The following is a 13323-nucleotide window of genomic DNA, read 5'->3' on the forward strand; positions in this document are numbered from 1 at the left end:
CCTTATTTTTCCGTTTCCACCAGGCCCTTGACGAACCAGCGTTGCATCAGCACGACCACCACGGCCGGCGGAATCATCGCCAGCATCACCGTGGCCATCACCAGGTTCCAGTCGGTGGCCGCATCGCCCGAGCGAGAGATCATCTGCGTCACGCCCACCACCACGGGCGTCATCGATTTCTGCGTGGTGATCAGCAGCGGCCACAGGTACTGGTTCCACCCGTAGATGAACTGGATCACGAACAGCGCCGCGATGCTGGTGCGCGACAGCGGCAGCACCACATCCCAGAAGAAGCGCAGCGGGCCAGCGCCGTCGATGCGTGCCGCCTCGGCCAGTTCGTCCGGAATGGTCAGGAAGAACTGGCGGAACAGGAACGTGGCCGTGGCCGACGCGATGATCGGAATCGTCAGCCCGAAATAGCTGTCCAGCAGGCCCAGATCCGACACCACCTTGTAGGTCGGCAGGATCCGCACTTCCACCGGCAGCATCAGCGTGATGAAGATCATCCAGAAGAAGACCTTGCGCAGCGGAAAGCGGAAATAGACCACCGCGAAGGCCGAGATGATCGAGATCGCGATCTTGCCCAGCGCGATGCCCAGCGCCATGATCAGGCTGTTCTTCATCATCGTGGACACCGGCGACGCCGACTCGCCCACGCCCTGGAACAGCACCGTGCGATAGTTTTCGATCAGGTGGCTGCCCGGGATCAGCGTCATGGGGGCATCCAGCACCTGCTCGGCCGTCAGCGTCGACGCCACGAAGGTCAGGTACACGGGGAATGCCACCACGACGATGCCCAGGATCAGCACCACGTGGGTAATAAAGTCCAGTACAGGACGACGCTCTACCATTGCCTATCCTCCTGTCAGTACTGGACCTTGCGTTCCACGAAGCGGAACTGCACCACGGTCAGCGCGATCACGATCACCATCAGCACCACCGACTGCGCGGCCGAACCGCCGATATCCATACCTCGGAAGCCATCGTGGAACACCTTGTACACGAGCGTGTTCGTGGAGTTGAACGGGCCGCCGTGCGTCACCGCATCGATGATCGCGAAGGTGTCGAAGAACGCGTAGACCACATTGATCACCAGCAGGAAGAACGTGGTCGGCGACAGCAGCGGGAACACGATCGACCAGAACCGCTTCCACGGCCCGGCGCCATCGATGGCCGCCGCTTCGATCAGCGACTTGGGAATGCTCTGCAGCCCGGCCAGGAAGAACAGGAAGTTGTAGCTGATCTGCTTCCAGGCGGCTGCCAGCACCACCAGGGCCAGTGCCTGGTTGCTGTCGAGCAGGTAGTTCCAGTCCACGCCGATCTTGCGCAGCGCGTACGACACCACGCCCAGCGTCGGGTTGAACATGAACATCCAGAGCACGCCCGCCACGGCCGGCGCCACGGCGTACGGCCAGATCAGCAGCGTCTTGTAGCCGGTGGCGGCGCGCACCACACGGTCGGCAAAGTACGCCAGCAGCAGCGCCACCGACAGGCCCACCACCGTCACGCCAATGGCGAAGACGGCCGTCACCTGGAACGATTCGATGTAGTTCGGATCGTTCCAGAGCGTGACGAAGTTGTCGGCGCCGACGAAATCGAGATGGATGCCGAAGGCATCCTGCTGCAGCATCGACTGCCACAGCGCCTGCCCGGCCGGCAGGAAGAAGAAGACCAGCGTGATGACGATCTGCGGCAGCACCAGCAGATACGGCAGCCACGGCGACCGGAATACGACGCGTTTTTCCATGGGATGGAGTCCGCCCTGAGACTAAACGACTAAACGACTGACCAAACGTCAAGCGGGCGACGGTTGTGCCGCCGCCCGCCAGGGTCCTGCACCGACCGGGCTTATTCCCGGGCGGTCTTCTGGAAGCGTTCCAGCTGCTCGTTACCGCGTGCCACAGCCGCGTCCAGCGCCGCCTTCGGCTCCTTCTTGCCGGCCCACACCGATTCCAGTTCCTCGTCGACGATCGTGCGGATCTGCACGAGGTTACCCAGGCGCACACCGCGCGACTTCTCGGTGGTCTTCACGACCATCTGCTCGACCGATACGTCGGCACCCGGGTTCTTGTCGTAATAACCCGATTTCTTGGTCAGCTCATAGGCGGCCATCGTCACCGGCAGGTAGCCGGTGGCCTGGTGCCAGTCCGATTGGATCTCGGGCTGCGACAGGAACGTGAAGAACTTGGCCACGCCCTTGTATTCTTCGGCCTTCTTGCCGCCCATCACCCACAGCGACGCGCCACCGATGATCGTGTTCTGGGGGGCGCCCTGCACGTCCGCGTAGTACGGCAACTGCGACACGCCGAACTGGAACTTGGCGTTTTTACGAATATTGGCCAGCGACGCCGACGAGCCGGTGAACATCGCGCATTCGCCGTTATAGAACTTGGCTTGCGATTCCGACTTGCGGCCGCCGTAGCTGAAATAGCCCTTCTTGACCATTTCCTGCAGGTTCGTGATGTGCTTCACGTGCAGCGGGCTGTTGAACACCAGGCGTGCGTCGGTGCCGCCAAAGCCGTTGTTCTTGGACGCGAACAGCGTGTTGTGCCAGGCCGAAAAGCTCTCCAGGTGCACCCAGCTCTGCCAGTCGGTCGTGTAGGCGCAGCTGCTGCCGGCCGCCTTGAGCTTGGCCGAATACTGCATCACCTCGGGCCAGGTCTTGGGCGGCGCCGACAGGCCAGCCTTCTTGAAGGCGTCCTTGTTGTAATAGAAGACGGTGGTCGAGCTGTTGAACGGGAACGACAGCATCTCGCCCTTCGACGAGGTGTAGTAACCCGCGACGGCCGGGATATATGCCTTCTGGTCGAACTTCTCGCCCGATTCCTTCATGACGACGGACACCGGCTTGATGGCGCCCTTGGCGCTCATCATGGTGGCGGTACCCACCTCGAACACCTGCAGGATGGCCGGCGCGCCGCCGGCGCGGAACGCTGCGATGCCGGCGGCCATCGTCTCGTCGTAGTTGCCCTTGTTCACGGGCACGATCTTGTAGTCGGACTGGCTGGCGTTGAACTTGTTGGCGATCTCGTTCACCTTGTCGTTCAGCGCGCCCTGCATGGCGTGCCACCACTGGATCTCTACGGCTGCGTGGGCCGTGCCGGCAAGGGCCAGGCTGGCCACTGCGGCGAATTTCACTGCGAAGCGCGGGAAGGACATGGTATTTCTCCTGAGGCCGTTCGGTGCGACAGTTTTTTTGAAAAAGCGACCGACTGTATGCATTTTTTGTGACAGGCATGTTACGCCGCTCCGTTGTCATCGAACACCGGGCAAACCCGCTCTTGCGCAAGAGAATGTTGCAGCATATTGACGACAGACAATTGCCGCGCCGGGCGCCGTTCGCCGCGGCTACAATGCCCCGCCATGACCGCACCGACCTCCTTTTCCGCCCTGCCCGACAGCGCGCTGCGCCGTGTCCGTGGCATCCTGACCGACATCGACGGCACCCTGACCACCGACGGCCGCCTGCCCGCCGTTACTTATGTCGCGCTCGACCGGCTCAAACGTGCCGGACTGCACGTGATTCCGGTCACGGGGCGCTGCATCGCGTGGGCGGAGATCCTGACCCGCCTATGGCCCGTTGATGCCATCATCGGCGAAAACGGGGCGTTCTATTCGCATCTTGTCGATAACAAACTCATCACGCGCTTCCTGGACGACGCCGCCACGCGCGAGGCGAACCTGTTCCGCATCCACGCACTGGGCCAGGAAATCCTGCGCGAAGTGCCGGGCTGCGCGCTGGCCTCGGATCAGGCATGGCATGCGGCCGACCTGGCGATCGACCACGCCGAGGACGTATCGCCGCTGCCGCAGGCCGCCGTCGACCGCATCGTGGCGATCATGCGCGGCGCCGGCATGACGGCCACGGTCAGCTCGATCCACGTCAACGGCTGGTTCGGCCATCACGACAAGCTGTCGATGAGCCGGCTCTGTGTAGAGGAATTACTCGGGGAAGACATCGACGCAAAGCGCGACGAATGGCTGTTCATTGGCGACTCGGCCAATGACGTGGCGATGTTCGGGCATTTCCCGCTGTCGGTAGGTGTCGCCAACGTGCGAGACATTCTGGACAAACTGCCAGTGAAACCCGCCTACATCACCGATGGGGCGGGGGGCGAAGGATTCGCGGAGATGGCGGAAAGGGTCTTAAGGCTGAAACAGTTGGCATGATGACCGTCAAGTAATCTCGATTTCCCCTCGCGTGGACGGCGAACCCGCCATCCACGCCGGTATAAGCACCGCTGCGCCGCGATGGCGCCCGGCTTCGCCAACCGACATTCGAGGGGAAATCGTCATGACGTACACGTCGCGCATCCTTGCGCATTCGAAGTCTGCATCCGCAGCAATACTCGCTGCCGCGACGCTCGGCGCCTGCGGTGGCGGCGACGGCGAACAGTCGGCGCCACCCACGACAGTCGCCGCACCCGCTCCCGCTCCCGCTCCCGCACCCGCTCCCGCTCCCGAAACATCGCCGCCCGCGCCACTGCCGGACCCGCCCAGCACCGTGTCGCCGGCCTGCAGCGATTGCGGCGCCGTCACCGCGAACACCTATGCCGGGAATGGCGTGGGGGTGTGGCAAGCCATCAACGCCTCGGCCACGACGGCCAGGATTCCGGTCCGGATCGACGGCCTGAGCGGGCAGGACGTCACGCTGGTCTTCACCAACCAGACCGCCCTGCCGAAAGTCATGCCAACGATTTCTCTGACGACGTCGCAGGCGTCCCCGGTCGCGGCGAACGCACTGCGATGGAAGGAAGATGGCGAGCCGGCCGTCAGGCAACGCATTGCGGACTTCAATCGCGAAGGCTGGGTGGCACTTGCCGGCAAGCGCGGCAACATACCGGGCTTCTCGGCACGGCAGAACCAGGGCGCTACGGCCCTGAACACCACCAGAAGCTGGTACCACGTCGACAATATCGCGCGTTCGGCCACGCTGGTGCTCCAGCGCGCCGCCAGCGACGGCACTATGGTCAATTTTTGGGTGGAGGAATCGGAAAATACCGAAGACCGGGTGAGCCCCGAAATCGTGGCGCTGCTTGCGGACAGCTTCACGCCCGCCGGCGGGCTCTATGACACGCTTACCTCGATCGGTGGCCCACTTTGGGGGCCGCACGACTATTCGGAGTTGATTCCCGCCACCGGACAGCCCATTGACATCGTGATCCTGAATTTCGACAACGATGGGCGGCCGACCGGCTTGCTTGGATACTTCTTTGCGCGAAACGCCTTGAAACGGCACCCCGTAACCAATCCGTACAGCAACGAATCGGTGTCGCTGTATATGGACGCCGAGGCGCTCTATCTTGGCGGCGCCGAGGCGCTGACGGAAATGGTCTCCACGATGATCCATGAAGCGATGCACCTGCAGAGCTTCTACCGCCGAGGCGTGGCCAAGGGCCCCTCCTACATATTTGAACGGTGGCTGGAGGAAGCTTCAGCCATGATGCTGGAGGATCTGGTCAGCCATTCCGTCAGCCCGGACTACAACACGATCCGCGACATGCGCTTTCCGGACTACGTCGGCTTCCCGGCCGGTTCCTACAACTGCAGCCTGATCGATTTCAGGCCTGCATCGGTGTCTTGCAACAGCTACGCCGTCTCCGGATCGCTCGGCGGATTTCTGACCCGGCACCTCGGACTCGACTTTTACAAGAACCTGCTGACCGATTTCAGCAGCACCAACTCGGTCCAGGTTCTTGATTCGGCCATCCGCTCGGTCAAGGACACTTCCGGTTTCGGCGAACAGCTACGCGCGTTTGCCGCGACTGCGGGCGCGCTGATGAAAATGCCGAGCCCTGCCGGCTTTGGCTTCCCGGAACGGGTGGACGGTGGCTTCACGTTGCCGCCGATCAATCCCCAGGACTTCCTGCCGATTCGAACGCTGACGCAGTCCGTCCCGCTTCTGCTGCAGCCCTACGGCAGCCTGCCGATCGTTCGCAGCGCCGTGACCGGGACGTACAGCGAGACAGTCGAGGTCCCGCCGGGCACATCGCTGTCTGTCGTGGTCCAATAAGGCTTTGGCGGGGTGCGCCGTCACCCCGCACTTCCGGAGACCGGGCGTGAAAGCATGTTTCGGCGCAATCCTCGTCGCAATACTCGCTGCACTTGCCATCACGGCATGTGCCACCGACCCGCCCGTCGAGCCGCCGCAGACGCTGGTGGGAGAGATTCAGATCCGGGGTAACGACCCCTTCCCGACAATCATGCTGGAAACAGACACGTTCGACTTCTGGGAACTGCGCGGCATGACGGTCCGTCAGGCCCGCGCGCTGGCAGGCAAACGGGTATCGGCACGCGGCCAGATCCTGGTCCCGCCGGGGCCCGACGTATGGCTGCCCGCGTTCCGGGTGGATGAGGCGCCCGAGCCAGTCAGTCCGTAAGCGATTCTGAGGTTTCCGATTGAAAAAGGGAGGCCCGACCGGGCCTCCCTCCACGTTTGCGCGGCACTGCGACCGGACTTCAGTCGAATCCCAGTTCCTGGAGCTTCCGCGTAATCGTATTCCGGCCAATTCCAAGCCGGGTCGCCGCTTCCACGCGGCGGCCGCGCGTGACGCCGAGCGCAGCCTCCAGCACGGCCTTCTCGAACCGGCGCGTCAGCGCGTCCATGACTTCCGGCTGGCCTGCCTCCAGCATCGACTTCGCCTCGCCGGCCAGAAGACTTTCCCAGCTCTGCGTGACAGCCGGCGCGGCATACGCGGGCGCCATGGCCGAAGATGTCGCCACCATCGGCGGACGCGTCGCCACCAGGGTGTCGCCATCCCCGCCCGGCGCGCCCATGCCGTAATCGGACGTTTCTACTGCCTCGTAGTCGCCGGCAGGTCGCATGTCGGCGGCCGGCGGACGCGACGCCGACAGGCTTTCGCCGTGCCCCGCATCGATCATCTCGCGCGGAAGATCCTTGACCTCGATGGTCTGCGCCGGCGCCATCACGGTCAGCCAGTTGCACAGGTTCTCAAGCTGGCGCACGTTGCCCGGGAACGGCAGCGTGCTGACGTAGGTCAACGCCTCGTCCGACATGCGCTTGGGCTCGACGCCCAGTTCCTTGGCGCTCTTCTGCAGGAAATGGCGCGCCAGCAGCGTGATATCCTCGGGCCGCTCGCGCAGCGGCGGCAGGCGCAGCCGGATCACGTTCAACCGGTGGAACAAGTCCTCGCGGAACAGCCCTTCCTTGACCCGCGTTTCCAGGTTCTGGTGAGTGGCGGCGATCACCCGCACATTGGCGCGCAGCGGATTGTGGCCGCCCACCCGATAGAAATTGCCGTCCGACAGCACGCGCAGCAGCCGCGTCTGCAGATCGAATGGCATATCGCCGATTTCATCGAGGAACAGCGTACCGCCCTCGGCCTGCTCGAAGCGCCCGCGCCGCATGGTCTGCGCGCCCGTGAACGCACCGCGCTCATGGCCGAACAGTTCCGATTCCAGCAGATCCTTCGGGATCGCCGCCGTGTTGAGCGCGATAAACGGGCCGTTGGCGCGCGGGCTGTGCTTGTGCAACGCACGCGCCACCAGTTCCTTCCCGGTACCGGACTCGCCGGTAATCATCACGGTCACGTTCGACTGCGACAGCCGGCCGATGGCGCGGAACACGTCCTGCATGGCCGGCGCCTGGCCCAGGATCTCGGGTGCATCGACTAGCCGATCGTCCATTTCCTCCTCGCGCAGGCTTTCCTCCAGCGCGCGGCGGATCAGTTCGACAGCCTTGTCGACATCGAACGGCTTGGCCAGGTATTCGAACGCACCGCCCTGGAAGGCGGCCACGGCGCTGTCCAGGTCCGAATACGCGGTCATCACGATGACCGGCAGCCCGGGGTGGCGCGCCTTGATGGCCTGCAGCAGGTCCAGCCCCGATCCGCCAGGCATGCGGATATCGGAAATCAGGACTTGCGGCTCGTCCTCTTCCAACGCCGCGAGCACGTCGCGCACATTGGTAAAACTGCGAGAGAGCAGGCTTTCACGGGCAAGGGCCTTTTCCAGGACCCAGCGGATTGATTGATCGTCGTCGACTATCCAGATCGGCTTCATGTGCGTCGCTTGTCTGCTCGGTGTCATGTGGTCTCCCGTATGACCCGCTGGATCGCCGCGTCGAACGCGTCGATGTCTGGATCGACGGTCAGTGCAGCGGCAGCAGGATACGGAAGTCGGTACAGCCCGGCCGGCTCTCGCATTCGATCAAGCCCTCGTGCTGCTGCACGAAGGTTTGAGCGAGTGTGAGACCGAGACCGCTACCGCCATCCCTCCCCGACACCAGCGGATAGAAGATGCGTTCGCGAATGTCCTCGGGGATGCCCGGGCCGTTGTCTATCACATGCAAGTCCAATGCCAGCTTGTACAAACGCTTGGCAATCGTGACCTGGCGGGCCACCCGGGTCCGCAGGACGATCTGCGCGTCGCCCCGGGCGACGCGCTCGTGCAGCGCCTGCGCCGCGTTGTGGACGATGTTCAGCACGGCCTGGATCAGCTGTTCCATGTCGCCGCGCAGTTCCGGCAGGCTGGCATCGTAGTCGCGCACGATATCGAGCCCGTTCGGGAATTCGGCCAGCACCACCGAGCGCACCCGCTCCAGCACCTCGTGGATATTGAGTTCGGAGACGATGTGCGGGTGCCGATGCGGCTCCAGCAGGCGGTCCACCAGCGTCTGCAGGCGGTCCGACTCCTTGATGATGACCTGCGTGTACTCGCGCAGCGCACGCTCGGGCAGTTCGAATTCCAGCAGTTGCGCCGCCCCGCGGATACCGCCCAGCGGGTTCTTGATCTCGTGCGCCAGATTGCGGATCAGTTCCTTGTTGGCCGATGTCAGGTCGATCAGGCGTTCCTCGCGGTCGCTGCGCACCTTCTGCTCGTTGAGCAGGATCTCGACCAGCACCGTACTCGAATTGCCCTCGATGCCGCCCACCACCACGTGGGCGTGCAGCGGTTCCTGCAGCGGCGGGCGCAGCACCAGGTCCTGGCGGCGCACATCCACCTGCCGCGCCATGACGGAGTCGATCATCGTATCGAGCTCTTCCGACGCGCCGAACAGGTCGGGCAGCGTCAGCTCCACCATGGCCTTGCGCGACATGGCAAAGCTGGCCTCGGCGGCCGGATTGGCGTAGACCACCCGCAGCCCCGGCTGGCGCACCAGCAGCACCGGGTTGGCCACCACGTCCAGTCCGGGATGCAATGCGAAATCGCCCAATGGCAGGATATCGGCATCACGCACTTCCGTAGCCTCGGATTCGGCCGCATCCGGCTTGCGGTCGGCCCCGGTAACCTTGCGCGAAACTCCGCGAATCAGGCGACGCATCGGTTTCAATCCTTCAGATTCGACAGTTCCCGCCGAAGCGAGGCCACATTGGCCTCACTGCGAGCAACGTCATCGCGCAGCCTTGCCGTGCGATCCAGATACTTTTGATAATTGCGCTCGCCGCCCTGGCGCTCCGGCTCACCGTTGTTGTACTCGGCGCGCAGCCCGGCCAGCCTGGCTTCCTCGGACTGCAGTTCCTGCTCCAGCACCGTGCGGCGCTCGTTGTCGCGGGTCTTCTGCGTGGCACTGTCCACGCGCGGGAATGCCGCCGGCGACGTGGCGGCCGGCTTGGCGGCCGCCGTGGCGCCACCGCCGCCGGTCCGCGTGCCGGGCACCGTCATCACGTCGGGCAGGTTGAGCTTCTTGCAGTCCTTGCCGCCGCCGCTGCCGTTGCGGTACTCGGGCACGCCGTTGGGGCCCTTGCACATGTACACGTCCGACGACTGCGCGGCGGCCGGCGCCGCCCAGACGGCCAGCGCCACGGCGGCCATCGTCACCAGAATGGGGAAACCCACACGCATTTGGTGCGGCAGCGCGCCGCCGGCCATGCGGAAAACCTTGTTCGAAATGGCGTTCATGAACATCGACATGAAGGTTGGGAAAAGGAGCCCCATTCTAGCGAGCAACGTCGCCGCAAAACAAAAAGGGACAGCCGAAGCCGCCCCTTCCTGGTGCAAGTGTTGCCCGGTCACAACCTGGCAACCCACTTATCGCTTTACAGCGAGTAGTACATGTCGAACTCGATCGGGTGGGTCGTCATGCGGAAACGCGTGACTTCTTCCATCTTGAGTTCGATGTACGCATCGATCATCGAGTTCGAGAACACACCGCCGCGGGTCAGGAACTCACGGTCGTTGTCCAGGTACTCCAGCGACTGGTCGAGGCTCGAGCAGACGGTCGGGATCTTTGCGTCTTCTTCCGGCGGCAGGTCGTACAGGTTCTTGTCGGCAGCTTCGCCCGGGTGGATCTTGTTCATCACGCCGTCCAGGCCGGCCATCAGCAGTGCCGAGAAGCCCAGGTACGGGTTCATCAGCGGATCCGGGAAACGCGTTTCGATACGGCGGCCCTTCGGGTTCGCAACGTACGGAATACGGATCGAGGCCGAACGGTTGCGGGCCGAGTAGGCCAGCTTCACCGGGGCTTCGAAGCCCGGCACCAGGCGCTTGTACGAGTTCGTGCCCGGGTTCGTGATGGCGTTCAGCGCGCGAGCGTGCTTGATGATGCCGCCGATGTAGTACAGCGCGAATTCCGACAGGCCGGCGTAGCCGTTGCCCGCGAACAGGTTCTGGCCGTCCTTCCAAACGGACTGGTGAACGTGCATGCCCGAACCGTTGTCGCCCACGACCGGCTTCGGCATGAACGTGGCGGTCTTGCCATAGGTGTGCGCGACGTTCTGGATCACGTACTTCTGCAGCTGCGTCCAGTCGGCGCGCTGCACCAGCGTGCTGAACTTGGTGCCGATTTCGTTCTGGCCCTGGCCAGCCACTTCGTGGTGATGCACTTCAACCGGAATGCCCAGCGATTCCAGAATCAGGCACATTTCCGAACGCATGTCCTGGAACGTGTCGATCGGGGCAACCGGGAAGTAGCCGCCCTTCTTGCCCGGACGGTGACCGCTGTTGCCGTGCTCGAATTCCTTGCCCGACGACCACGGTGCTTCTTCCGACTGGATCTTCACCGAGCAGCCCTGCATGTCGATGTTCCAGGTCACGCCGTCGAAAATGAAGAACTCGGGTTCCGGACCGAAGAAGGCCGTGTCGCCCAGGCCGGTGCTCTTCAGGTAGGCCTCGGCGCGCTTGGCGATCGAGCGCGGGTCGCGGTCGTAGCCCTTGCCGTCCGACGGTTCGATCACGTCGCAGGTCAGGACCAGAGTCGGTTCTTCATAGAACGGGTCGATGTAGGCGGTACCCGAATCCGGCATCAGCAGCATGTCCGAGGCTTCGATACCCTTCCAGCCTGCGATGGACGAACCGTCAAAGGCGTGGCCGCTTTCGAACTTGTCCTCGTCGAAGTGCGACGTCGGCACCGACACGTGCTGTTCCTTGCCCTTGGTATCCGTGAAGCGGAAATCGACGAACTTGACGTCGTTTTCCTTCACGAGCTTCATCACATCTGCAACGCTCTGCGCCATGCCTATCTCCTGGAAATTCGAGGCTGTGTCTGAGAAAGCCATTGTTGGTGCGACCTCCGGACCTGCCGATCTGGCCGCCCCAAAAGGGACGAGGGATGTTAGCAGAAAGCGTGCCAACGCCCGCCCCCTACGGGGCGCCAATCGCACAGACTTCCCGAAAAACGTGCATCTGCCTGCCAGACCGCACCGCGACGGGGGATGCGGATTGCATGCAATCCTGGCCGTCGGCCTGAGCCTGCCACGCTTTGCCGCCGCGGACCGGTTGACCTGACACCCATGAAACACCATTCTGGTGCATCATTCAAGCTGCGGCACCGTTCCAGTGCTGGACGGGGTGAAACGCACCGATTTGGCACCAAAACAGCGCATCAGGCCTGCCACCATTTTTCGGGCCGCTCGCAACGGCCGGGCGCTAGAATAGCGCCGATTCGGGCTGACTCCCAGTAAAGATTGGGCTTTCTTGCGATCGCAACTGCGAGCCATCCGATCGCGCCCGTTTTGATCGCTTTCTTATTGACTCCGTCACACAGAATGACTACCCGAGACACCCTCCTCCAGGCCGCCCACGCCCGTCAGCAACAGGGCCAGCTCGCCTACTACGGCGCCCTTTCCCCGCAGGAAGCCTACGCACTGCTGCAGGCCGACCCGAAGGCCGTGCTGGTCGATGTGCGCACCCAGGCCGAGCTGGACTGGGTGGGCGGCGTGGCGCTGCCCGACGAGCAGTTCGCGCATATCGAATGGTCAACCTACCCGGGCGGCACCCAGAACCCGAATTTCGTGGCCGAACTGAAGGCTCGCGTGCCGCAGGACGCCCCGGTGCTGTTCCTGTGCCGCAGCGCAGCCCGCTCGAAGCATGCGGCGCGCGTGGCTACCGAGGCTGGCTACACGCTGGCCATGGATGTGCTGGAAGGCTTCGAGGGCGCGCGCGACGACGAACACCACCGCAAGACCGTGGAAGGCTGGTGTTTCCGTGGCCTGCCGTGGCACGGCGCCTGAGTACGGCGACGCCGTCAAACCCCACGCGGACCACGCGGCAAACAAAAAAGCGCATCACCACCGTGATGCGCTTTTTTTCGCCAGTCACACCCCGCCCTACTGCTCGACGATCTCGAATCCCATCGCGCGGACACCTTCAAACAACATCGCGTAGGCCGCCGGCACCAGGTCGGCCGGCCCCTTCACCCCCAGGTCGATATGCCGACGCCCAAGGCGGTCGCCTCGGGTGACGTCGCCCACCGACGGCAGGCTGAACACGCGGATGCCCGGAAACGTGGCTTCCACCTGCTCCATCAGCGGCGTCAGCGTCGATTCCGGCGCCTCGAACACGTAAAACGCCCGCGACTGCTCCGCGTCCAGATGGAACAGGTGCGTGTAGTAGTGGTCGAGCACCCACTCCATCATCGGCCAGGCCATCACCGGGAAGCCGGGCATGAAGTGGTGATCGGCCACCGAGAAGCCCGGAATCCGGTTGTAGCTGTTCGGGATGATGCGAGCGCCCACGGGAAACTCGCCCATCTTGAACCGATGCTGGTTCTCGGGCGTGTTCAGGTCGGCCTTGACCGGATCGCCGTTGGCCGATTCCGCGATGCGCAGCGCGATCTGCTCGCGCGCGTCGGGATGCAGTGCCAGGTCCACGCCCAGTGCCGCCGCCGCGCACTGGCGCGTATGGTCATCCGGTGTGGCGCCGATGCCGCCCGTGCAGAACACGACATCCGGCCCGGCGAACGTCCGCTGCAACGTGGCGGTAATACGCCCGCGCTCATCGCCCACGTACTCGGCCCAGTCCAGCGCAAGTCCGCGCTCGCCGAGCAGTTCGATGGCGCGGCGCATGTGCTTGTCTTCGCGCCGACCGGAAAGGATCTCGTCGCCGATGACAATCAAACCGAAACCCATGATGCCCCTCTTGGTT

Annotated in this window: 12 protein-coding genes; 4 read left to right on the forward strand and 8 right to left on the reverse strand. The window is 63.7% G+C overall.

The window, feature by feature from the left end:
- Positions 1-2 precede the first annotated feature (2 nt).
- The 3 genes from ugpE to ugpB form a co-directional block, all read right to left on the reverse strand.
- Positions 3-851, reverse strand: coding sequence for a sn-glycerol-3-phosphate ABC transporter permease UgpE (gene ugpE / locus BLQ58_RS00425; protein WP_092594063.1), 849 nt, complete (start codon positions 849-851; stop codon positions 3-5).
- 14 nt (positions 852-865) lie between these two features.
- Positions 866-1747, reverse strand: a complete 882-nt coding sequence (gene ugpA, locus BLQ58_RS00430; protein WP_092594064.1) for a sn-glycerol-3-phosphate ABC transporter permease UgpA — start codon at positions 1745-1747, stop codon at positions 866-868.
- Positions 1748-1848: 101 nt separating this feature from the next.
- Positions 1849-3159: a sn-glycerol-3-phosphate ABC transporter substrate-binding protein UgpB gene (gene ugpB / locus BLQ58_RS00435; RefSeq protein ID WP_092594065.1), complete on the reverse strand. Its 1311-nt coding sequence runs from the start codon at positions 3157-3159 to the stop codon at positions 1849-1851.
- 204 nt (positions 3160-3363) lie between these two features.
- Between ugpB and BLQ58_RS00440 the strand changes: the two genes are divergently transcribed.
- From BLQ58_RS00440 to BLQ58_RS00450, 3 genes are all read left to right on the forward strand, one after another.
- The gene (locus tag BLQ58_RS00440; RefSeq protein WP_092594066.1) at positions 3364-4170 is read left to right on the forward strand and encodes an HAD-IIB family hydrolase; all 807 of its coding nucleotides are present in this window, start codon (positions 3364-3366) and stop codon (positions 4168-4170) included.
- A 124-nt stretch (positions 4171-4294) separates the two neighbouring features.
- Complete coding sequence (locus tag BLQ58_RS00445) at positions 4295-6013, forward strand: M30 family zinc metallopeptidase (protein ID WP_092594067.1); 1719 nt, start codon at positions 4295-4297, stop codon at positions 6011-6013.
- A gap of 46 nt (positions 6014-6059) precedes the next feature.
- A complete protein-coding gene (locus BLQ58_RS00450) occupies positions 6060-6380 on the forward strand; it encodes a hypothetical protein (protein ID WP_092594068.1) in 321 nt (106 codons plus the stop codon).
- A 79-nt stretch (positions 6381-6459) separates the two neighbouring features.
- Here BLQ58_RS00450 and ntrC read toward each other — a convergent pair whose 3' ends face one another.
- The 4 genes from ntrC to BLQ58_RS00470 all read right to left on the reverse strand — a co-directional run bounded on the left by ntrC (position 6460) and on the right by BLQ58_RS00470 (position 11414).
- Positions 6460-8022, reverse strand: a complete 1563-nt coding sequence (gene ntrC / locus BLQ58_RS00455) for a nitrogen regulation protein NR(I) (RefSeq protein WP_092594069.1) — start codon at positions 8020-8022, stop codon at positions 6460-6462.
- 88 nt (positions 8023-8110) lie between these two features.
- Positions 8111-9283 carry a nitrogen regulation protein NR(II) gene (gene glnL / locus BLQ58_RS00460; protein ID WP_092594070.1) on the reverse strand — a complete coding sequence of 391 codons (1173 nt, stop codon included), beginning with the start codon at positions 9281-9283 and terminating at the stop codon, positions 8111-8113.
- A gap of 5 nt (positions 9284-9288) precedes the next feature.
- Entirely contained in the window at positions 9289-9867 is a 579-nt protein-coding gene (locus tag BLQ58_RS00465) for a DUF4124 domain-containing protein (protein WP_254775790.1), read from the reverse strand.
- Positions 9868-9998: 131 nt separating this feature from the next.
- Positions 9999-11414 (reverse strand): 3-hydroxylaminophenol mutase, encoded by a 1416-nt coding sequence (locus BLQ58_RS00470; RefSeq protein ID WP_092594071.1) that lies wholly within the window; start codon positions 11412-11414, stop codon positions 9999-10001.
- Positions 11415-11945: 531 nt separating this feature from the next.
- Between BLQ58_RS00470 and BLQ58_RS00475 the strand changes: the two genes are divergently transcribed.
- On the forward strand, positions 11946-12410 hold the full coding sequence (locus BLQ58_RS00475) for a rhodanese-like domain-containing protein (protein ID WP_092594072.1): 465 nt from the start codon (positions 11946-11948) through the stop codon (positions 12408-12410).
- A gap of 96 nt (positions 12411-12506) precedes the next feature.
- Here BLQ58_RS00475 and BLQ58_RS00480 read toward each other — a convergent pair whose 3' ends face one another.
- Positions 12507-13307, reverse strand: a complete 801-nt coding sequence (locus BLQ58_RS00480) for a competence/damage-inducible protein A (protein ID WP_092594073.1) — start codon at positions 13305-13307, stop codon at positions 12507-12509.
- Positions 13308-13323 lie beyond the last annotated feature (16 nt).

Source organism: Ralstonia sp. 25mfcol4.1, assembly GCF_900104095.1.
Lineage (GTDB): Bacteria > Pseudomonadota > Gammaproteobacteria > Burkholderiales > Burkholderiaceae > Cupriavidus.